General features: G+C 70.8%; 18 protein-coding genes. 9 read left to right on the top strand and 9 right to left on the bottom strand.

The genetic code is table 11. From position 1 onward, the window contains the following. Positions 1 to 73 precede the first annotated feature (73 nt). From galU to obgE, 4 genes are all read left to right on the top strand, one after another. Entirely contained in the window at positions 74 to 1,012 is a 939-nt protein-coding gene (gene galU / locus ACH414_RS05605; RefSeq protein WP_382535091.1) for a UTP--glucose-1-phosphate uridylyltransferase GalU, read from the top strand. A 185-nt stretch (positions 1,013 to 1,197) separates the two neighbouring features. Then, positions 1,198 to 1,518, top strand: coding sequence for a 50S ribosomal protein L21 (gene rplU, locus ACH414_RS05600; protein WP_046905603.1), 321 nt, complete (start codon positions 1,198 to 1,200; stop codon positions 1,516 to 1,518). A gap of 14 nt (positions 1,519 to 1,532) precedes the next feature. Continuing rightward, a complete protein-coding gene (gene rpmA, locus ACH414_RS05595; protein WP_030494090.1) occupies positions 1,533 to 1,787 on the top strand; it encodes a 50S ribosomal protein L27 in 255 nt (84 codons plus the stop codon). Between the two features lie 111 nt (positions 1,788 to 1,898). Further along, positions 1,899 to 3,338, top strand: coding sequence for a GTPase ObgE (obgE, locus tag ACH414_RS05590; protein ID WP_382535087.1), 1,440 nt, complete (start codon positions 1,899 to 1,901; stop codon positions 3,336 to 3,338). Positions 3,339 to 3,666: 328 nt separating this feature from the next. Here obgE and ACH414_RS05585 read toward each other — a convergent pair whose 3' ends face one another. From ACH414_RS05585 to rfbB, 9 genes are all read right to left on the bottom strand, one after another. Further along, positions 3,667 to 5,187, bottom strand: a complete 1,521-nt coding sequence (locus ACH414_RS05585) for a DUF6020 family protein (RefSeq protein ID WP_382543828.1) — start codon at positions 5,185 to 5,187, stop codon at positions 3,667 to 3,669. A 20-nt stretch (positions 5,188 to 5,207) separates the two neighbouring features. Next, on the bottom strand, positions 5,208 to 8,747 hold the full coding sequence (locus tag ACH414_RS05580; protein ID WP_398940844.1) for a CDP-glycerol glycerophosphotransferase family protein: 3,540 nt from the start codon (positions 8,745 to 8,747) through the stop codon (positions 5,208 to 5,210). Positions 8,748 to 8,846: 99 nt separating this feature from the next. Next, a complete protein-coding gene (locus ACH414_RS05575) occupies positions 8,847 to 11,084 on the bottom strand; it encodes a CDP-glycerol glycerophosphotransferase family protein (protein WP_398940843.1) in 2,238 nt (745 codons plus the stop codon). Between the two features lie 99 nt (positions 11,085 to 11,183). Continuing rightward, complete coding sequence (locus ACH414_RS05570) at positions 11,184 to 12,089, bottom strand: glycosyltransferase family 2 protein (RefSeq protein ID WP_382543819.1); 906 nt, start codon at positions 12,087 to 12,089, stop codon at positions 11,184 to 11,186. Continuing rightward, the gene (locus ACH414_RS05565) at positions 12,086 to 12,820 is read right to left on the bottom strand and encodes a glycosyltransferase family 2 protein (RefSeq protein WP_382543816.1); all 735 of its coding nucleotides are present in this window, start codon (positions 12,818 to 12,820) and stop codon (positions 12,086 to 12,088) included. Before ACH414_RS05565 ends, ACH414_RS05570 begins: the two co-directional genes overlap by 4 nt. Beyond that, positions 12,817 to 13,191, bottom strand: a complete 375-nt coding sequence (locus ACH414_RS05560; protein ID WP_382543813.1) for a DUF2304 domain-containing protein — start codon at positions 13,189 to 13,191, stop codon at positions 12,817 to 12,819. Before ACH414_RS05560 ends, ACH414_RS05565 begins: the two co-directional genes overlap by 4 nt. A gap of 154 nt (positions 13,192 to 13,345) precedes the next feature. Further along, on the bottom strand, positions 13,346 to 14,614 hold the full coding sequence (locus tag ACH414_RS05555) for a lipopolysaccharide biosynthesis protein (protein WP_398940842.1): 1,269 nt from the start codon (positions 14,612 to 14,614) through the stop codon (positions 13,346 to 13,348). Continuing rightward, complete coding sequence (gene rfbD, locus ACH414_RS05550) at positions 14,611 to 15,492, bottom strand: dTDP-4-dehydrorhamnose reductase (protein ID WP_382543807.1); 882 nt, start codon at positions 15,490 to 15,492, stop codon at positions 14,611 to 14,613. Before rfbD ends, ACH414_RS05555 begins: the two co-directional genes overlap by 4 nt. Continuing rightward, complete coding sequence (gene rfbB, locus ACH414_RS05545) at positions 15,489 to 16,478, bottom strand: dTDP-glucose 4,6-dehydratase (RefSeq protein WP_382543804.1); 990 nt, start codon at positions 16,476 to 16,478, stop codon at positions 15,489 to 15,491. Before rfbB ends, rfbD begins: the two co-directional genes overlap by 4 nt. 104 nt (positions 16,479 to 16,582) lie before the next feature. Between rfbB and rfbA the strand changes: the two genes are divergently transcribed. The 5 genes from rfbA (at position 16,583) to ACH414_RS05520 (ending at position 21,079) form a co-directional block, all read left to right on the top strand. Then, positions 16,583 to 17,464, top strand: coding sequence for a glucose-1-phosphate thymidylyltransferase RfbA (gene rfbA / locus ACH414_RS05540; RefSeq protein ID WP_382543802.1), 882 nt, complete (start codon positions 16,583 to 16,585; stop codon positions 17,462 to 17,464). Between the two features lie 17 nt (positions 17,465 to 17,481). Beyond that, a complete protein-coding gene (gene rfbC / locus ACH414_RS05535) occupies positions 17,482 to 18,087 on the top strand; it encodes a dTDP-4-dehydrorhamnose 3,5-epimerase (RefSeq protein ID WP_382543799.1) in 606 nt (201 codons plus the stop codon). 92 nt (positions 18,088 to 18,179) lie between these two features. Next, a complete protein-coding gene (gene galE / locus ACH414_RS05530) occupies positions 18,180 to 19,169 on the top strand; it encodes a UDP-glucose 4-epimerase GalE (protein WP_386564213.1) in 990 nt (329 codons plus the stop codon). Positions 19,170 to 19,266: 97 nt separating this feature from the next. After that, on the top strand, positions 19,267 to 20,367 hold the full coding sequence (proB, locus tag ACH414_RS05525; RefSeq protein WP_386564800.1) for a glutamate 5-kinase: 1,101 nt from the start codon (positions 19,267 to 19,269) through the stop codon (positions 20,365 to 20,367). 235 nt (positions 20,368 to 20,602) lie between these two features. Further along, entirely contained in the window at positions 20,603 to 21,079 is a 477-nt protein-coding gene (locus ACH414_RS05520) for a hypothetical protein (protein ID WP_398940841.1), read from the top strand.

Here is a 21,079-nt window from a genome sequence, read left to right as displayed (position 1 = left end):
CGTGTGGACCGTCCTCCTCCCGAGGACGGTCCATACGGTTTTGACCCCGGATCGGAAACCAGGAACCAGCCCGATGAACAACACCCCCACCCCTCAGGTGCGCAAGGCCGTGATCCCCGCCGCCGGTCTCGGCACGCGCTTCCTTCCCGCCACGAAGGCGACGCCGAAGGAGATGCTGCCGGTCGTCGACAAGCCGGCGATCCAGTACGTGGTGGAGGAGGCGGTCTCGGCGGGTCTGTCGGACGTCCTGATGATCACGGGCCGCAACAAGCGCCCGCTCGAGGACCACTTCGACCGGAACTACGAGCTGGAGGAGGCGCTCACCCGCAAGGGTGACGAGGAGCGTCTCGCGCGGGTCCAGGAGTCCAGCGAGCTCGCCACCATGCACTACGTGCGCCAGGGCGACCCGCGGGGCCTCGGCCACGCCGTGCTCTGCGCGCAGCCGCACGTCGGCGACGAGCCCTTCGCGGTGCTCCTCGGCGACGACCTGATCGACCCGCGGGACCCGCTGCTCGCCCGGATGCTGGAGGTCCTGGCGGCCGCCGGCGGCAGCGTCGTGGCGCTCATGGAGGTCGACCCGGCGCAGATCCACCTGTACGGCTGCGCGGCGGTCGAGCCGACCGGCGACGCCGATGTCGTACGGATCACCGGCCTGGTCGAGAAGCCGGACCCGGCCGAGGCGCCGAGCAACTACGCGATCATCGGCCGCTACGTCCTCGACCCGGCGGTCTTCGATGTGCTCAGCGGGACCGAGCCGGGCCGCGGCGGCGAGATCCAGCTCACGGACGCCCTCCAGAAGATGGCGGCCGACGAGGAGCTGGGCGGCCCCGTGCACGGCGTCGTCTTCAAGGGCCGCCGCTACGACACGGGCGACCGCGGGGACTACCTGCGGGCCATCGTGCGGCTCGCCTGCGAGCGCGAGGACCTCGGTCCGGACTTCCGCGCCTGGCTCAAGGGCTTCGTCGCGGAGACCTCCGCGGCCGACGCCGCGGGCGACACGGCCGGGATTTGACCCCCTGCGGGAGCCGCCCGTAACCTAGACCGTCGGCGTGTCTGATTGCGCCACACCTCTGAGCACCTCCCTCCCGGTCCTCCGGGAGAGGCCGCTCGACCGGTTCCGGATCGCTGTGGGCCCCAGGCCCGCGCGTGGGCGGCTGGCATCAGAGGTCCCGATTTCCGAGTGAGAGAGAGATCCGCGTGTACGCCATCGTGCGCAGCGGTGGTCGCCAGCACAAGGTTGCTGTCGGCGACATCGTTGAGGTTGACAAGATTTCCACCGCCAATGTTGGCGACACGGTCGAGCTCTCGACCCTGCTCGTTGTCGACGGCGACGCCGTGACCAGCGACCCGTGGGTTCTGGCCGGCATCAAGGTCCAGGCCGAGGTCGTGGACCACCACAAGGGCGCCAAGATCGACATCCTGCGCTACAAGAACAAGACGGGCTACCGCCGTCGCCAGGGTCACCGTCAGCAGTACACGGCGATCAAGGTCACGTCCATCCCGACGGCCGCGAAGTAAAGAGGGACTGAGCAATGGCACACAAGAAGGGCGCATCGTCCACCCGGAACGGTCGCGATTCCAACGCCCAGCGGCTCGGCGTGAAGCGCTTCGGCGGTCAGGTCGTCAACGCGGGTGAGATCCTGGTCCGCCAGCGTGGCACCCACTTCCACCCGGGCTCGGGTGTCGGTCGCGGTGGCGACGACACGCTGTTCGCCCTGCAGGCCGGTTCGGTGCAGTTCGGCACCTTCCGTGGCCGCAAGGTCGTGAACATCGTTCCGGTCGCCTGATCGGAAGCTTTGCGGAGGCGGACCTCACTTCCCGGTAGGGAAGCGGGTCCGCCTTTCGCGTGTTACTAGGTAGACATTCCACTCGTTTTACGTATCTGGAGGCACAGAACCATGACCACCTTCGTGGACCGCGTCGAGCTGCACGTCGCCGCGGGTAACGGAGGCCACGGCTGCGCCTCCGTTCACCGGGAGAAGTTCAAGCCGCTCGGCGGTCCGGACGGCGGCAACGGCGGCCGTGGCGGTGACGTGACCCTGGTCGTCGACCAGGCCGTCACCACGCTCCTGGAGTACCACCACTCGCCGCACCGCAAGGCGACCAACGGGCAGCCCGGCGCCGGCGACAACCGCTCCGGCAAGGACGGCCAGGACCTCGTCCTGCCCGTGCCCGACGGCACCGTCGTCCTCGACAAGCAGGGCAACGTCCTCGCCGACCTGGTCGGCCAGGGCACCACCTTCGTCGCCGGCCAGGGCGGCCGCGGCGGCCTCGGCAACGCGGCGCTCTCCTCCGCCCGGCGCAAGGCGCCCGGCTTCGCGCTCCTCGGCGAGCCCGGCGAGTCGCGGGACATCGTCCTGGAGCTCAAGACGGTCGCCGACGTGGCGCTCGTCGGCTACCCGAGCGCGGGCAAGTCCTCGCTGATCTCCGTCCTCTCGGCCGCGAAGCCGAAGATCGCGGACTACCCGTTCACCACCCTGGTCCCGAACCTCGGCGTGGTCACGGCCGGCTCGACCGTCTACACCATCGCCGACGTCCCCGGCCTGATCCCCGGCGCCAGCCAGGGCCGCGGCCTGGGCCTGGAGTTCCTCCGCCACGTCGAGCGCTGCTCGGTCCTGGTGCACGTCCTGGACACGGCCACGCTGGAGTCCGACCGCGACCCGGTCACCGACCTCGACGTCATCGAGGAGGAGCTGCGGCAGTACGGCGGCCTCGAGGACCGCCCGCGCATCGTGGTCCTCAACAAGATCGACATCCCGGACGGCCAGGACCTCGCGGACATGATCCGCCCGGACCTGGAGGAGCGCGGCTACAAGGTCTTCGAGGTCTCCGCGGTCGCCCGCACCGGTCTGAAGGAGCTCTCCTACGCCCTCGCCGAGATCGTCGGCAAGGCCCGCGCCGCGAAGCCGAAGGAGGAGGCGACCCGGATCGTCATCCGCCCGAAGGCGGTCGACGACGCCGGCTTCACCGTCACCTACGACGAGGCCGAGGACGTCTACCGCGTGCGCGGCGAGAAGCCCGAGCGCTGGGTCCGCCAGACCGACTTCAACAACGACGAGGCCGTCGGCTACCTGGCCGACCGCCTCAACCGCCTCGGCGTCGAGGACGAGCTGATGAAGGCCGGCGCCCGAGCCGGCGACGGCGTCGCGATCGGCTCCGAGGACAACGCGGTCGTCTTCGACTGGGAGCCCACGATGATGGCCGGCGCCGAAATGCTCGGCCGCCGAGGCGAGGACCACCGCCTGGAGGCCCCCCGCCCCGCCGCCCAGCGCCGCCGCGACCGCGAGGCGGAGCGGGACGAGGCGCAGCGGGAGTTCGACGAGTTCAACCCGTTCTAGGCGTCGCCCGAGCGCACGGTCGGCCCCTGCCGGAGCTTCCGGCGGGGGCCGTTGCCGTGGCCGGACGGAGTCCGGCGCAGCCGTCCGAAGCCGGTGAGGCCCCCTGGGGCCGAGCGGTGCGAGGGCGGCGGTGGGGGTTCGGTCCGCGAGGCGGAGCGGGACGAGGCGCAGCGGGAGTTCGACGAGTTCAACCCGTTCTAGGCGTCGCCCGAGCGCACGATCGGCCCCTGCCGGAGCTTGCTTCCGGCAGGGGCCGGGCGTTTGTTGGGGGGATACGGAGAAGGGGCCCGCCTCCTCGATCGAGGAGGCGGGCCCCTTCTCCGTGGCGTCAGGCCACCGGCTCAGGTTCCGGTTCCGGTTCGGGGTCCGGGGCGGTGGTCTGCTTGTCGTCCTGCTTCGTGGGCTCCGGGGAGCGCTTGGTGAAGCGGGGCTTCGCGCCGATGAGGGGGAGGCAGAGGATGCCCAGGAACATCGGGGCGAACATGTAGCGCGCCAGCGGCGCCGGGTTCGCTGCGAGCACCGTCAGCTGGAGGGCCAGCGGGATGGCGAGCAGCGCCACCGGGGCCCAGGTGCGGTGCCTGCGGGAGAAGGCGAGCACCACGGCGTACGCCGCGTAGCACCAGATCGCGCCGCGGAACAGCAGCCACTGCAGCTGCGGCGTCTTGCTGGCCTTCCAGGTGAAGAACGCCACGTCGTGGAGCTGGTCGTTCAGGGGCCGGATCTTCAGGATCGGGCGGTACGGGCTGTCCGCCATCTCCGGGTTCCAGTCCGCCCAGCCGAACAGGTTCTTCGGCACGGACGGCGGGCTGATCAGCGTGTGGCCCATCTTGTCGACCGGGCCGGGGAACGGCGACCACGCGATGTGCGCACGGCACACCCGGGCCGAGATCATCTGGTCCGGCGTCCGCTCCAGGACGCGGAACCACAGGTCGAGCAGCTCGTCGTTGTACTTCGCCGCCGCCTTGCGGTTCATGGGCTTCTTCATCGCCCAGTCGGCGTTGTAGCAGTTCGCCGCGCGCCCGCCCCAGTGCTCCAGCGGCGCGACCTTCTGCATGAGCTCCTTGTCGGCCTTGGTGAAGGTCTGCGGGACCTTGCCGTAGACCACCGCGATGTCCGCGTAGTTGAACGCGTACACCTGGTCCTTGGTCGGCGTGATGACGCCGATGGCCGGGTAGACCACCGTCTGGAGCAGCGCCGCGATCATGACCGGGATCACCGTGGCGAACAGCAGCCACTTGCGCATCCTCGGCAGCGTCAGCAGCAGCACCGGCACGGCGATGACCGCCACGAGCAGACCGTTGTTGCGGAAGAGCCCCATCGCGAGGAAGCCGAGGAACAGCATCGCGATCTCGTTGCGGAAGGCCTTGTCCCGCAGCTGGGACTCGCCCCGCAGCCGCCGCGCCGCCAGCCGGCCCGTCGCGCCGAAGGCGAGCACCGCGCCGATCGCGAACGGCACGTCCTTCCACACGTAGATCACGAACGTGCCGATCGACGGCAGCACCGCGCACGCGACCGCCGCCGTGAAGCTCCACTTGCCCTTGACGCCGAACATGCGCAGCGTCACGACCACATAGGCCAGGGCCGCGGCCATGGCCACGGACTGGGCGAAGGTCAGCAGCGCCAGGTCACCGGTCAGCTGCAGCGACAGCCAGACCAGTCCGTCGTACGCCACCGAGTGGTTGGACATCCAGTGGCCGGTCGTGACGTGCCATACGTACGAGATCGAGTCGTAGCTCATCCCGCCCGGGTAGAACGCGGCCCACCAGACGAGGAAGATCAGCTGGGTCGCGGCGTACACGGCCAGCGGCAGCCGCCGCTGAGCCGGGATCCGCTCCAGTATCCGGTTCACAAACGGGATGGATGGCGTCTTCAACGCTGCTCCACGGGCTCGGTGGACGGGCTGTCGGGGTGGGCGAGCTCCAGCATCCGCGCGATCACGCGCTCGGCGGCGTGGCCGTCGTCGAGGTCGCAGAACACGTCCCGGAACTCCCGGTAGGCGTCGGTGTAGCCGGCGCTGATCCGGTCGATGTCGCCGAGCGCGTCGATGAGCTCGTCGGAGGTCTGCAGCAGCGGGCCGGGGGCCCGCTTCTCGAAGTCGAAGTAGAAGCCGCGCAGCTGGTCGCGGTAGTACTCCAGGTCGTACGTGAAGAAGAGCATCGGCCGGCCGGTGTTCGCGAAGTCGAACATCAGGGACGAGTAGTCCGTGACCAGCACGTCGGTGATGAGGAACAGCTCGGCGATGTCCGGGTAGCTGGACACGTCGAAGACGAAGCCGTCACCCGCGCCGGGCACCGCGTCCACGATGTTCGAGTGCTTGCGCACCAGCAGGACGTGGTCGTCGCCCAGCCGCTCGGCGGCCTTCTCGATGTCGACGCGGAGATCGAACTTGTAGTTGCCCGCCTGGTAGAACTGGTCGTCCCGCCAGGTCGGCGCGTACAGCACGACCTTCTTGCCCTCCGGCAGGCCGATCCGCTCCCGGACGCTCCGCGCCAGGTCCTCGGTCTTCTCCGAGAGCAGCACGTCGTTGCGCGGGTAGCCGGACTCCAGGATCTCCCCGTCGTACTGGAACGCGCGCTTCATGATCGGGGTCGAGAAGCGGTTGGGGGAGACGAGGAAGCTCCAGCTCGGGGTCTCCTCCGCCACCTTCTGCAGGTACTTGCGGTCCGCGAACTGCACGCTGTCGATGTCGTGGCCGATCCGCTTGAGCGGGGTGCCGTGCCAGGTCTGGACGATCACCTGGCCCTCGCGGCGCCGGATCCAGAACGGCAGGTGGGTGTTGGTCACGATGTAGCGGCTGGTGCCCAGCGCCTCGTACCACTCGCGGCTCCAGCGGCGGATCACCCGCACGCCCTCCGGGATCTCGGCCCGGCGGTCCTCGACGACCCAGATGTGCTCCAGCTCGGAGCCCTGGCGCAGCAGCTCCTCGTAGACCGCGCGCGGCGAGTCGGAGAACTGGCGGCCCGAGAAGGAGGCGTAGAGGACGGTGTCCTTCAGGGGAGCCGTACGGGCCTCCTGGTACACCGTGGTGCGCATCTCGCGCTGGCGGTACCAGCCGACCTCCTCCGCGGTCAGGTCGGGGGAGGCGTCGACCAGCAGCCGGTCGTAGAAGCGGTGGGTCAGCGCGTAGTCGCGGCCCCGCACCGAGAACGAGACCGGGAGGACGCCGAGGGCCGTGGGGACGGCCCGGACGGGGACCTCGACCCGGCTGTCGACGGTGCGGACGAAGAGGTACCAGCGGCCCTGGCGCAGCGGCACCTTGGTGATGCCGCCGGGCACCGGCAGGAAGTCGGCGCGGAAGACGCCGTCCTCGACGGCGACCGGGTGCGCGTGCTCCTCGGCGTGCCGGCTGTGGCGCAGCACCAGCTCCAGCGGCTCGTCGACCGTGGCGGGCAGCGCGCCCTCCAGGACGATCCGCCCCTCGGGGCTGACCGTCGCCTTGGCGACCATCGGCTGGACGGGCTGGGTGCGCAGCACCAGGCGGCCCACGCCGTCGTTGGCGACGGCGATCGCCCTGGCCCCCCAGGTGGTGGCGGCCGAGCCGTCGACGGGGTGCTGGCGGCCGAGGTCGCCCTGGCGGTCGTTGACGGCGACGGCGAACGCACGCTTGCCGAGCGTCAGTTCGGCCACCCACTTGTCGGTGACCTCCAGGTCCGCGGAGTCGCGGCCCTCGACGTCCAGGTCGGCGAGCGGGACGCGCGCCGAGAAGCCCTCGGCGCCGGTCCGGGTGACCGGGAACTCCAGCGTGGCGCCGGAGGTGCCGTGGGTGAGCCGCAGCTTCGGCTCGGCGCCGGCTGCCGCGGCCTCGTGGCCGAGGACACCGGTCAGCTCGACCGTGCCGTCGGCGACGGTGTGGCCGGTCAGCCGGGCGCGGACCAGGTCGACGCGCAGGTACAGGTGGCTGTCGGCGACGAACGGGACGACCCGCACGTCCTTCTCCACCCAGTGCTGGGCGGGGCTCTCGGCGTTGCCGCTCTCGCCGGCCTTCACCCGGGTGCGGCGGGCCACGCCCTCCTGCACGGTGGCGACCGTGAGCCGCCACACGCCGTCGCGCCAGCCGCCGCGGCCCTTGAGCTTGGCCGGGTTGATGTCGAGGGAGAAGCCGGACCAGTCGTAGTTGTGCAGGGACTGGCCGGAGGTCTGGGTGGCCCTCGGCGCCTTGGTCCGGCTCGGCCGGACCAGGACGGTGCGGCGGCTGCCGCTCTCGCGCAGCATCAGGACGCGCAGCGCCGACTTGGGCGTGGGGGCCGCCAGGTTGCGGATGTAGGCGTGGCCGTCGATGTGCAGCCGGCCGTTCTGCCACACCACCTGCTCGGCGCGGGCGCGCGCGGAGAACTCGGCGTTGACCTTGAGGACCTCGCGCGGGACGGAGCCCTTGCCCTTGTCGAGCACCGGGTAGTCGGCGAAGTGCCGCAGGCCCTGGCGGGCGACCGGGATCGCCCGGCCGGTCTCGCGCTCGTAGGCGAGCAGGTCGAGGAGCTCCTCGAGCCGGCCCTCGGTGATCAGGTGGCACTTGAGCCGCAGCGCCACGTCGAGCCGCGGCAGCACCTGGGCGTCGACCCGGCTGAGGAAGTCGGCCGCGCCCTTCATGAACAGCTCGCGGAACTCGTCACCGGCCTCGTCGAGCACGCCCATGAACAGGGGCAGCTCGTCGCTGATGAAGATCTCGTCGTACCAGCGCTTGTGCTCCGCGAACTCCTCGCCCGGCTGCGCGGCGAGGAAGCGGCTCACGGAGTCGCAGGACCGGATGCGGTCGCGGACGTTGACCGGCTCCGTGCGGCGCTGGGTGATCGACGGGGCGCCGCCGGTGCGCTGGCGCCACAGGTAGACCGGGTCGCCGAGGACGTCCACGGTCTTGGCCCGGAAGTGCGCCGGCAGGGTCACCGGGGCGTCCTCGTACAGGATGCCCGGGAACTCGAAGGCGTGACGCTCCCAGAAGGAGCGCCGGAAGACCTTGTTCCACGCGGTGCGGTCGTAGACCAGCGCCTTGTCGTGGGAGATGTGGGTGCGGTCCCGGTCCGTGTTGAGCCGCTTCTCGTGCAGCGGGGAGATCAGGATCTCGCCGGCCTTGAGCAGGTTCACGTTGCCGCTGGCGAAGTCCGAGCCGGTCTCGTCGAGCTTGGCGATGAAGCGCTCGTAGGCGTCCGGCAGCACGATGTCGTCGCTGTCGACGAAGGCGAGGTACTCGGTGCCCTCCGTGAGGTGCGCGACACCCGTGTTGCGGGCGGGACCCAGACCCTTGTTCTCCTGCGCGACCACCCGGATGCGCGCGTCCTTCGCCGCCCAGCGCTCGGCGATCGCGAGGCTCCCGTCCTTGGAGCCGTCGTCGACGACGATCGCCTCCCAGTCCGTGAAGGTCTGGTCGACGAGGGACTGCAGGCACTCGTCGAGGAAGAGCTCCACGTTGTACACGGGAACGATGACTGACAGGCGGGGAGGCATTGGGTACTGCGCCTTTCCTGGAGTGTTTCTGCGTGACGGCGAATGTACGGCTCGCCGCACACGGTAGCTCTAGCCGCGGGTGCGCGTGCTCGGGCGCTCCGTGGGGAGGGCCACCGGCGGTACATTCTCCTGGTTCAGGAAGACCCTGCGTACCACCCGCTCGGCGGCGGCGCCGTCGTCGAACTCACAGAACCGCCTCCGGAACTCCGTCCGCAGCTTCGCGGACTCGGCGTCGGACCAGCGCCCCGAGAGGAAGACGTCGAGGAGCTCCGGCTCGGTTTCCACCACGTGCCCCGGCTTCTCGACGTGGATGTCGAAGTAGGTGCCGCGGGTGGCGCGGTACACCTCCCAGTCGTTGGCGTAGATCACGACGGGCCGGTCGAGCAGCGCGTAGTCGAACATCAGCGACGAGTAGTCGGTCAGCAGGCAGTCGGCTGCGAGGAACAGCTCCTCGACCGAGGGGTGCCGGCTGACGTCCACGACGTGCGAGCCGTCCTTGGGGCCGGTCCCGCCCGGGGTGTCGAGCAGGAAGTAGTGCGCCCGGGACAGGACCGTGAAGCCCTCGCCGAGCCGGGCCGCCAGGTGCTCCAGGTCGAGCAGCGGCTGCGGGACGCTCTGGTAGTCGCGGTGGGTCGGCGCGTACAGCACGACCGTGGTGTCCTCGGGCAGACCGAGCGCCGCCCGGGCCCGGAGCCGGTCCTCCTCGCCGGCCCGGACCAGCACGTCGTTGCGCGGGTAGCCGTAGTCCAGCTTGGTGTACTCGGCCGGGTAGGCGCGGTCCCAGATCGCCGTGGTGAAGCTGTTGGAGGAGACGCTGTAGTCCCAGCGGTCGACCCGCTCCATCAGCGACGGCAGGTCGAGGTCGCCCTGGGCGACGGGGTACTCGGCCAGGTCGACGCCCATCCGCTTCAGCGGGGTGCCGTGGTGGGTCTGGACGTGGATCTGGCCGGGGCGCTTGACCACCCGGGTGGGGAAGTTGACGTTGTTGACGAAGTACTTGCCGCGGGCCATCGCACGCCAGAAGCCGAAGGAGCCGGGGTGCACGACGTTCGTGCCGGGCGGCGGCGTGTTGCGCGAGCCGGGCTTGAGCACCCAGGTCGTCTTCACCTTCGGCGCGAGTTCCAGGAGCTTCTGGTGGACGGCGGCCGGGTTGCAGGCGTAGTCCGTGTTCCAGTACGCGGCGAAGACGGCCGTGTCGTTCTGCACGGGCAGCATGCGCTGCGCCCGGTAGTAGCCGGCGAGCACCGCGGTGCGCAGCGGCTTGCGCAGCCGGCGCGGGGCGGCCTTGACCTTGCGCGCGGTGCGGTAGGCGCGCCGGGCGGCGCCGCGCAGCGGGGCGGGCAGCTTGCCGGCGGCCTTGCGGCGGGCGGAGCCGGCGCCCTGCGGGCTGGTGTGCCCGGCCGGGCGGTACTTCTTCTCGAACTGCTGGACGGTCGCCCGGAACTCGGCGCGGGCGTCGTCGGGGAGCCGGCCCGGCGAACTCTCGATCACCCGGAAGTGGTTGGCCATGCGGTCGAACAGCGGGCCGCGCCAGTCGTCGAACTGCGGGTTGGCGTCGAGGAAGCCGAACACCAGGGCGTACTGGTCGAAGACGTCGAAGTGCTTGCGGCTGGTGCTGTGCAGGATGCTGCCCTGGCGCCGCTGCCGGTAGTGCACGCAGACCCGGGGGAGCACCGCGATGGACTCGGCGGCGACCAGCACCGGGTAGGTCCAGGGGGTGTCCTCGTAGTAGCCGACGGGGTACTCGAAGCCCCAGCGCTCCACGAAGTCCCGGCGGTACGCCTTGTTCCAGGCGACCTGGAGCAGGCCGAGCAGACCCGGGTTGGCGGACAGGGGAACGGCCCCGCGCGGGCTGTCGGCGAGCACCTTCGCCTTGGCGTTCGGGGTGATCCGGCCGTCCCAGTGCGTCCGCGAGTAGTCGAAGACCAGCAGCTCGGGGTCGCCGGTCTCGTCGAGCCGCTGGGCGATCGCCGCGAGCGCCCCGGGCAGCATGGTGTCGTCGCTGTCCAGGAAGAGCAGATAGGTGCCCTTCGCCCGGGCCATGCCGGCGTTGCGGGCGCGGCCCAGGCCCACGTTCCGCTCCAGCTGGACGGCCTCCACGCGCGGGTCGAGCTCCGCGTACTCGTCCATGATCGCGCCGCAGGCGTCCGGCGAGGCGTCGTTGACCGCGATCAGCTCGAAGTCCTGGAACGACTGGCTCAGCACGGAGTCGAGGCAGTCGCGCAGGTACGCCTCGACCCCGTACGCCGGAACGATGATGCTGAACCGGGGGACGTTGGACCGCTGCGCTGCTTGCGTGGGAGTCATGTGGGCTTCGGGCTTCCGGACGGACGGGGCTTTGGACACGAGAGGGGTGGACCACGTCCGGCGGGGCGGCGGGATCACTCCCGCCGCCCCGCCGGACGGTCACTGCGAGTTCGTCAGGGCGTACCCCAGCAGCTTGCGCGCCGCCGCCGACTGCCGGTGGCGTACGGCCCCCGGCACCATGGTCAGCGCGTGCAGCCGCATCGACAGGTGCCGCCGGGCCGCCTTCGCGGCCTTCGGCCAGCCGTGCCGGTCGAGATCGTCGGCCACCTCGTTGAAGAAGCGCACGGCCTCGCCGAAGCGGGCGCCGGACACGGCCTCGGAGGAGGACAGGCTGCCCGAGTGGCGCCGGTAGCGGAAGGCGGTGACCGGCTCGACGACGAGCTTCCCGCCGCGCCGGATCAGCTCGATGATCAGGGCCAGGTCCTGGATGACCGACAGGTCCTCCCGGAAGCTGACCTCCTTGACGGCCTCGGCCCGCCACACGATCGAGGGGAAGTACAGCCAGTTGCCGCCGAGCAGGTTCGCGGCGAGCGGCTCGCCCGAGAGCACCAGCCGGCGGCCGGTGTCCTTCGGCGCGTACAGCCGCTTCTTGACCTCGTCGCCCAGGGTGGTCGACGGCTCGCCGTTCTCGTCGATGACCTCGACGCCCGGCTGGTAGATCACGGCGTCGGGCTGGGCCTCGATCGCGGCGCGCATCGTCGCGACGTAGTTCGGCAGCAGCAGGTCGTCACTGCCGAGCATCGCGAAGTGCGTGGACTCGACGAGGTCGACGCACTTGCGGAAGTTCTTGGTGATGCCGAGGTTCTGCTCGTTGCGCATGTAGCGGACCCGGCTGTCGCCGAGGGAGGCGAACCACTCCGGGACGCCCTCCTCCTTGCCGTCGTCGACGACGGTCAGCCGCCAGTCCTTGTCGGTCTGGTCGAGGACGCTGCGCACCGCGGCCTGCATCAGGCCCGTGTCGCCGTAGTGCGGCAGCATGATGTCGAGGGTCCCCACCGCGGTCACTTGCCCTTCCCCTTGGGGCCGAGGGCGGAGCTGCGGCTGAGCGCGAGGAGCAGGATCATGCCGATGCGGCCCAGGTACAGGGTGGCCTTCCACGGCGACTGGCTCGGGGTGCCGGTCGCCCGCGGACGCATCGCGACGGGCACCTGCTCGATCCGGTAACCGGCCCGGACCACGGCGATGGTGGACTCCACGGTGTCGCCCAGGTACTCCACGGGGTACCAGTGCGCGAACACGTCGATCAGATCGCGGTTGGAGGCCCGGAAGCCGGAGGTGACGTCGGTCAGCCTGGTCTTCGCCATGCGCGAGAGCCAGAAGGCGAGGACGAGCATCGCCCACTTGCGCGGGCCGCGGGTCTCGTAGTCGCCGGTGCCGGCGAAGCGCGCGCCCATGACGAGGTCGGCGCCGGCGTCGAGGCGGGCCAGCAGCTCGGGCACGTTGCGCGGGTCGTGCTGACCGTCCGCGTCGACCTGGATGGCCACGTCGTAGCCGCGGTCGTGGGCGTAGCGGTAGCCGGCGCGCATCGCGCCGCCGACGCCGAGGTTGTACGGAAGCGTCATCACGGTCGCGCCGGCGCCCCGCGCCACGGCGCTGGTGTCGTCGGCCGAGCCGTCGTCCACGACGAGGACGTCGACGCCGGGGAGGGTCGCGTAGACCTCCTTGATGACGTCGGCGACGCCCTCGGCCTCGTTCCACGCGGGCATGATGATCAGTACGCGCTTGCCGTCGATCACTTGGAGCTCCCCTGCTCGGCAGTGTCGGCCTTCTCCGCCAGCTCCTTGCGCAGCTCGGTCACGTCGATGCGCAGCAGGGCCACTTCCTCCGAAAGGGTGCGGCCCTCCTCCTCGAGGTGGCCCACCTCCCAGCTGAGCTGGAGGCAGACGATGAAGAGGAACGCGACGCTGAGGAAGAGCAGGAGGCTCACACCGGAGGCGACGCCCACCGCGCGGGCCACCGAGTCCAGACCGCTGGGGAAGAAGCCGAGCGGGATGATCACCAGTCCGGTGAGCACCCACAGGAACGCGTACTTCTCCTTGAGCTTGCGGCGGCGCAGCAGCTCCACGATGCACGCGACGAGAAAGACTCCGGTGACCGAAGTCAGCATCCACAACTTCATGCGTGGCTCCGGTGTATGGGACGACTCATGGAAAGGGCCTGTCTACTCTTCCAAGGGTGGGCGGCTGGAGAAGGAGCCGCCGGGGATTGCAGTCCACTGTCCGCCGCGAAGGTCACGGAGAGTGAGGGAATGGTGATCATTCCTATGAGTGCACCGAACGGTAGCCTACACGAGAGCGAAGGACGAGAGTCATGCAGATGACGACCGTCAGCGACCCCACGGCATAGGCGATCTCGACCCTGCTGCGCAGCTCCAGGGGACTGAGAGTGACCGCCACCAGGACCGCCGTGCCCACCACCCACGCGAGCAACTGCTGACGCGCGGCGCCGCTCGTGAGCAGCGCCTGGCCGAGCACCATCGCCAGCATGTAGAGCATCGTGCCGAGCGAGAGCCACGCGAAGTCCACCGGCCCGAGGACGTCCGGCGAACCGAACAGCACCGGCAGCAGGACCGGGCCCAGCGCGACCGCGCCGATCCCGAAGGCCGCGCCGAGGCCGGCCGTGAGCCCGCAGGCCCGCAGCAGCAGCCGGCGGTAGCCGAGGACGTCGCCCTCGGCCTGCGCCGTGGACAGCCCCGCGAGCAGCGAGGCCTGGAACGCGCCGAACGCGAACAGCGGCACCCGCGCCAGCACCAGCGCCGAGAGCAGCGCCGCGACCAGGGCGCTGTCGTCCGTCGCGATCAACTTGGTGCTGATCACCGCGATGTTGACGAGTACCTGCGCGAGCAGCGTCGAGCCGACGAGCAGCCCGAGGTGCTCGATCAGCTCCCGCCACCGCGCCGTCGAACCCGCCTTGGCCCCGCGGAACACCGGCGGCAGCGTCACGGCCACCGCGATCAGCGGCGCCACCGCCATCACCGCGGCGAACGCGAAGGCCGAGGTCACCCCGGCCAGCGCCATGCCCACGGACAGCACGATGCGCAACAGGCCGTCGAGGCCGAGCTGCAGCCCGTACGCCTCGAAACGGCCGAGCCCCGCGAGCATCCCGCGGGTCACATGGGCGCAGGCCAGCGCCGCGAAGGCGCCGCCGACCGCGAGCACCAGGCTCTCGTCCCCGTGGAAGAAGACGTCCGCGAGCGGCCCGGCGAACAGCGCCAGCGGCACCAGCACCGCCGCGAGCAGCCCGAACGAGAGCGCCGCGCCGCGCCGCAGCACGGGCAGCGCCCCGTCGCCGGCCACCACACGGGCGGCCACCACGCGGGTGATCTCCTGCTCGACCGGGAAGAAGAGCCCCAGACCTATCGAGGCCACCGCGGTCCACAGGACCGAGAAGCTCGCCATGTCGTCGACGGAGAGCGAGTGGCCCGCCGCCGCGAGATGCACGTAGTTGGCCCCGCCGAGCACGGCGGTGCCGATGCCGACGAAGGCCGTGCCCCGCGGCAGCGCCGTGCTGATCCGCTCCAGCAGACTCACGCGCCGGACCGTCCGCCCGGTGCCATGACCCGCAGGGCCTCGGTCAGCTGCTCACGCCAGTGCGGCTGCGCCGCCACGCCCGCCTCGGCCCACCGCTCGTGCGCGAGCACGCTGTAGGACGGACGGCGCGCCGGGCGCACGAACTTCTCCGAGGTGGTCGGCCGCACCCGCTCCGGGTCCAGTCCGGTCAGCTCGAAGGCCGCCCGCGCCAGGTCGAACCAGGTCGCCGTCTCGGCGGCCGTGCCGTGGTAGACGCCCGCGGGGGCCCTGCCCGCCACGGCCGCCTCGCCCAGGTCCCGCAGCTGGCGGGCGAGCGCACGGGTCCAGGTCGGCTGGCCGCGCTGGTCGTCGACCACGTCGACGGTCTCGCGCTGCTCGGCCAGGCCCAGCATGGTCGACACGAAGTTGCGGCCGTGGGCGCCGTACAGCCACGCGGTGCGCACCACGTAGCCGCGCTCGGGCAGCAGCTCGGTGACGGCCAGCTCGCCGGCCAGCTTGCTGCGCCCGTAGGCGTTCACCGGGGCGGTCGGCGCGTCGTGCCGGTACGGCTCGGAGGCGTCGCCCTGGAAGACGTAGTCCGTGGAGACCTGGATCAGCACGGCGCCGGTCTCGGCGCAGGCCGCGGCGAGCGCCCGCGGGCCCTCGCCGTTGATCCGGGTGGCCGCGGCCTCCTCGGTCTCGGCACCGTCGACGTCGGTCCAGGCCGCGGCGTTGACCACCACGTCATGGCCGGCCACCGCCGCGCGGACCGCGGCGGCGTCGGTGATGTCCAGCTCCTTGCGGGTCAGCGCGGTGTACTCGGCGCCGCTCTCCGCGAGCACCTCGGCGAGGTCGCGGCCGAGCATTCCGGCCGCACCGGTGATCAGCCAGCGGCTCATGCGGACAGCGCCGCCTTCGCCTTCAGCGGCTCCCACCAGGCGCGGTTGTCGCGGTACCACTGCACGGTGTCGGCGAGACCCTGCGCGAAGGTGACCTGCGGCGTGTAGCCGAGCTCCTCCTGGATCTTGGCGATCGACAGCGAGTAGCGCAGGTCGTGGCCCTTGCGGTCCTCGACGTGCTCGACCATGTCCCAGCCGGCGCCGCAGGCGTCCAGGAGGAGACCGGTGAGCTCCTTGTTGGTGACCTCGGTGCCGCCGCCGATGTGGTAGACCTCACCCGCGCGGCCGCCGCGCAGCACCATCTCGATGCCACGGCAGTGGTCGGAGACGTGCAGCCAGTCGCGGATGTTCAGGCCCTCGCCGTAGAGCGGCACCTTCTTCCCGTCCAGCAGGTTCGTGGTGAACAGCGGGATCATCTTCTCGGGGAAGTGGTACTGCCCGTAGTTGTTGGAGCAGCGGGTCACGACGACGTCCATGCCGTGCGTGCGGTGGTACGACAGGGCCAGCAGGTCGGAGCCCGCCTTGGAGGCCGAGTACGGGGAGTTCGGCGCGAGCGGCCAGTCCTCGGTCCAGGAGCCCTCGGAGATCGAGCCGTAGACCTCGTCCGTGGAGACGTGGACGAAGCGGCCGACACCGTGGCGCTTGGCCGCGTCGAGCAGCACCTGGGTGCCGAGCACGTTCGTGGTGACGAACGGCGAGGAGTCCAGGATCGAGCGGTCCACGTGGGACTCGGCCGCGAAGTGCACGACCGCGTCCTGGCCGCGCATGGCGTCGTCGACGACCGCGTAGTCACGGATGTCGCCGTGGACGAAGGTGTAGCCGGGCTTGTCCGCCACCGGGGCGAGGTTCGCCTCGTTGCCGGAGTAGGTCAGGTTGTCCAGGACGGTGACCTGGGCACCCTTGCCCGAGGGCAGCTCCTCGGAGAGAAGCGCCCGCACGAACTGTGAACCGATGAACCCGGCGCCGCCGGTGACGAGAATCTTCATAAGGGCCACCATTCTATGGGGTGGGCTTCGCGCACCGTTCCAGTGGCCGTTCTCACGGTCGGGGTGGTGAACGCCCCGGCGGGGCTGCCGTAGGCTGCGTGCCCATGCGTGGAATTTTGCTTGCCGGTGGTACCGGCTCCCGACTGTGGCCGATCACCCGAGCCGTGTCGAAGCAGCTGATGCCGGTCTTCGACAAGCCGATGATCTATTACCCCCTGTCCACCCTCGTGATGGCGGGGATCAAGGACATTCTGATCATCACCGGTCCGGAGGAGCGCCCCCAGTTCGAGCGGCTTCTGGGAGATGGGTCCGATTTCGGACTCGACATCCAGTTCGCCACTCAGGAGCACCCCAACGGAATTGCCGAGGCTTTCGTCATCGGTGAGGAATTCATCGGCGACGAGCCCGTCGCGCTGATCCTCGGCGACAACATCTTCCACGGTGTCGGCCTCGGCCGGCAGCTCGCGGACTACAGCGACCCCGAGGGCGGTGTGGTCTTCGCCCACGCCGTGTCCGACCCCACCGCCTACGGTGTCGTCGACTTCGACGAGAACGGCGTCGCCCGTTCCATCGAGGAGAAGCCGAAGAACCCCAAGTCCCGCTACGCGGTGCCGGGTCTCTACTTCTACGACAGCCGCGTCGTCGAGATCGCCAAGGGCCTCAAGCCCAGCGACCGCGGCGAGCTGGAGATCACCGACGTCAACAAGCACTACCTCGAGCGCGGCGAGCTCCAGGTCTCGGTCCTCGACCGCGGCACCGTCTGGCTCGACACCGGCACCTTCCAGTCCCTCGTCCAGGCCTCCGAGTACGTCCGCGTGGTCGAGGAGCGCCAGGGCATGAAGATCGGCTGCCTGGAAGAGGCCGCCTGGCGCGCCGGGTTCATCGACGACGAGCGGCTGCGCGCCCTCGCCCAGCCGCTGACCAAGAGCGGCTACGGCGACTACCTGCTCAACCTCCTTGCGTACGAGGCCGAGAACAAGGCCTGAGAGGACACGTCAGTTCCATGAAGGTCAACCCCCTTGGTATCGAGGGCGCCTGGGAGTTCGTCCCGCAGCAGTTCGGTGACGCCCGTGGCCTCTTCCTCGAGTGGTACAAGGCCGAGCGCATGGCCGAGGCCGTCGGCCACCCGCTCGACCTGAAGCAGGGCAACCTCTCCGTCTCCTCCGCCGGCGTCGTGCGCGGCATCCACTTCGCCGACGTGCCGCCCGGCCAGGCCAAGTACGTGACCTGCGTCCGCGGCGCGGTGCTCGACATCATCGTCGACGTCCGCGTCGGCTCGCCGACCTTCGGCAAGTGGGAGGCCGTGCGCCTCGACGACAAGGACCGCAAGGCCGTCTACCTCTCCGAGGGCCTCGGCCACGGCTTCTGCGCGCTGACCGACGACGCGACCGTCACCTACCTCTGCTCCGAGGGCTACGCCCCCGAGCGCGAGCGCACGGTCTACCCGCTCGACCCGGAGATCGGCATCGAGTGGCCGGTCGACGGCGAACCCGAGCTGTCCGCCAAGGACGCCCAGGGCCCGACCCTCGCGCAGGCGCGTGAGGCCGGCATCCTGCCGGTCTACGAGGAGTGCGTGGCCTTCCGGGCCTCGCTGGCCGAGCGCGGCTGAACCCCCCTGTCTGCCACGGCGGCCCGGCGGTCCCCTGCGGGGGGCCCGCCGGGCCGCCGTCGTTCCGTACCCCTTCGCGTTAGGCTGCCCGAATGACGTGGCTCATCACCGGCGGCGCCGGCTACATCGGTTCCCATGTCGTCAAGTCCATGACCGAGGCGGGGGAACGCGTCGTCGTCCTGGACGACCTCTCCACCGGCGATCCGGCGAGAGTCCCCGCGGGCGTGCCCCTGGAGCGCGGCACCGTCCTCGACCGGGCCCTCCTCGACCGGGTCCTCGCCGAGCACGGGATCCGCGGGATCGTCCACCTCGCCGCGAAGAAGGCCGTCGGCGAGTCCGTCGAACGCCCGCTCCTCTACTACCGCGAGAACGTGACGGGCCTGCAGGTCCTGCTCGAAGCGGCCGCCGCGGCCGGTGTCGGCTCCTTCCTCTTCTCCTCCTCGGCCTCCGTGTACGGCATGCCCGACACCGAACTGGTCACCGAGGACACGCCCTGCGCGCCGCTCAGCCCGTACGGCGAGACCAAGGTCGCCGGGGAGTGGATGGTCCGCTCCGTGGGCCGCGCCCACGCCATGGCCACCGCCTGTCTGCGCTACTTCAACGTCGCGGGCACCGCCGCCCCCGAGCTCGCCGACACCGGCTTCTTCAACCTGGTGCCGATGGTCTTCCAGCGGCTCGACGCCGGGCAGCCACCGTTGATCTTCGGCGACGACTACGCCACCCCCGACGGCACCTGCGTCCGCGACTACATCCACGTCGCCGACCTCGCCGACGCCCATCTGGCCGCGGCCCGCCGGCTCGCCGAACTCGCCGCGGCCGGGGACCACCGCGACCTCACCCTCAACATCGGGCGCGGCGAGGGCGTCTCCGTACGGGAGATGATCGACCTCATCCGCGAGGTCACCGGCCGCCCCGTCGAGCCCGAGGTCACCGCCCGCCGCCCCGGCGACCCGGCGAAGGTGGTCGCCTCCGCCGAGCGGATCTCCGCCGAACTGGGCTGGAAGGCCCGCCACGACGTGCGTTCCATGATCGCCTCGGCCTGGGCCGCGCACACCGGGACCGCGGTCCAGCCGGTGGAATAGGCAGGCGGCGCCCGAGGCGGCTCGCGTAGATTGCCTGCCGAGCGAGAGCACGAGCATGACGGCGAGGACGACGCAGGTGACAGTGGCCAGGCAGTACGTGACGGAAGCCCGCAGGATCGTCGTGAAGGTCGGCTCCTCCTCGCTGACCACCGCCTCCGGCGGCCTCGACGCCGACCGGGTCGACGCCCTCGTGGACGTCCTCGCCAAGGTCCGCAGCGGCGGCGAGAAGGAGATCGTCCTGGTCTCCTCCGGCGCCATCGCGGCGGGCCTCGCCCCGCTCGGACTCACCCGCCGGCCCAAGGACCTCGCCCGGCAGCAGGCCGCCGCCAGCGTCGGCCAGGGGCTGCTCGTCGCCCGCTACACCGCCTCCTTCGCGCGCTACGGCGTCCGCGTCGGCCAGGTCCTGCTCACCACCGACGACACCAGCCGCCGCGCGCACTACCGCAACGCCTACCGCACCCTCGACCAGCTGCTCGCCATGGGCGCCCTGCCGGTCGTCAACGAGAACGACACCGTCGCCACGGACGAGATCCGCTTCGGCGACAACGACCGGCTCGCCGCCCTCGTCGCCCACCTCGTCCGGGCCGACCTGCTGGTCCTGCTCTCCGACGTGGACGGCCTCTACGACGGCGACCCGGCCAAGCCCGGCACCTCGCGCATCGCGGAGGTCACCGGACCCGCCGACATCGCCCATGTCGAGATCGGCTCGGCCGGCAAGGCCGGCGTCGGCACCGGGGGGATGGTCACCAAGGTCGAGGCGGCCCGGATCGCGGCCGCCGCCGGCATCCCCGTCGTCCTCACCTCCGCCAGCCGTGCCGCCGACGCCCTCGCCGGCCGCGACACCGGCACCTACTTCCACCGCACCGGCCGCCGCTCCGCCGACCGGCTCCTGTGGCTGGCGCACGCCTCCACCCCGCAGGGTTCGCTGACCCTCGACGACGGTGCCGTCCGGGCCGTGGTCGAGGGCAAGAAGTCGCTGCTCGCGGCCGGGATCGCCGCCGTCGAGGGCGAGTTCACCGCGGGCGACCCGGTGGAGCTGCGCGACACCGCGGGCCGCGCGGTCGCCCGAGGGCTCGTCAACTTCGACGCCAAGGAGATCCCCCGGCTCCTCGGCCGCTCCACCCACGAACTGGCCCGGGAGCTCGGCCCCGAGTACGAACGCGAGATCGTCCACCGCGACGACCTGGTCGTGATGTGAACCCGCCGGGTGAACCCGGGCCCGGTGAACCCATGCCCTATAAACCGAGTCTTGTGAACCGAAACGGCTGAAAGTCTGGTCATCCGGTAGGGACCTTCACCAAAACCGCCCCATGCACCGCCCCGGACTGGTCAACTTTGTCTCGGGGGCAAGGGAGAGGGCGGGGAAGACCAGAACGCGCACACGCAGCAGCATGCAGCAGCACGCAGCACAGGCATCACACAGGAGGCCGCCGGTGAGACGAGCGCGCCCAGGGGCCACGCCCCGCGGGACGGCCGAACGCGCCCTGACGAGCGTCGAGGCCGGAGCCGACTTCGACGAGCCCGACGCGACAGACGACACCACACAAGCCCAGACCCCGGACCGGGAGCTGTCCAAGCTCTGGCACATCACCCTCAGCGTCTCCGGCAAGGAGGCCCCGCTGAAGGAGGTGCGCCGCGCGCTCGAACAGCTGGCCCACGACCACCCCTTCCTGCTGACCAGCCGCTATGCCAACGATCACGCCGAGATCCGCTACTGGGAGGAGGCCCGCGACCTCCACGACGCCGCGGCCGTCGCCCTGCGGCTGTGGGGCGAGCACCGGCAGAGCGCCAAGCTGCCGCCGTGGGAGATCGTGGGCCTGGAGGTCATCGACCGGGAGACCTACCACCAGCGGATCGCCGAGGGCTACGGCCCCCCGCCGGCCGCCCCGGTGGGCGTCCACCCGTACTGA

The sequence above is a fragment of the Streptomyces sp. NPDC020422 genome, assembly GCF_044386705.1.
GTDB lineage: Bacteria > Actinomycetota > Actinomycetes > Streptomycetales > Streptomycetaceae > Streptomyces.
This window is presented reverse-complemented; position numbering and strand designations above follow the sequence as displayed.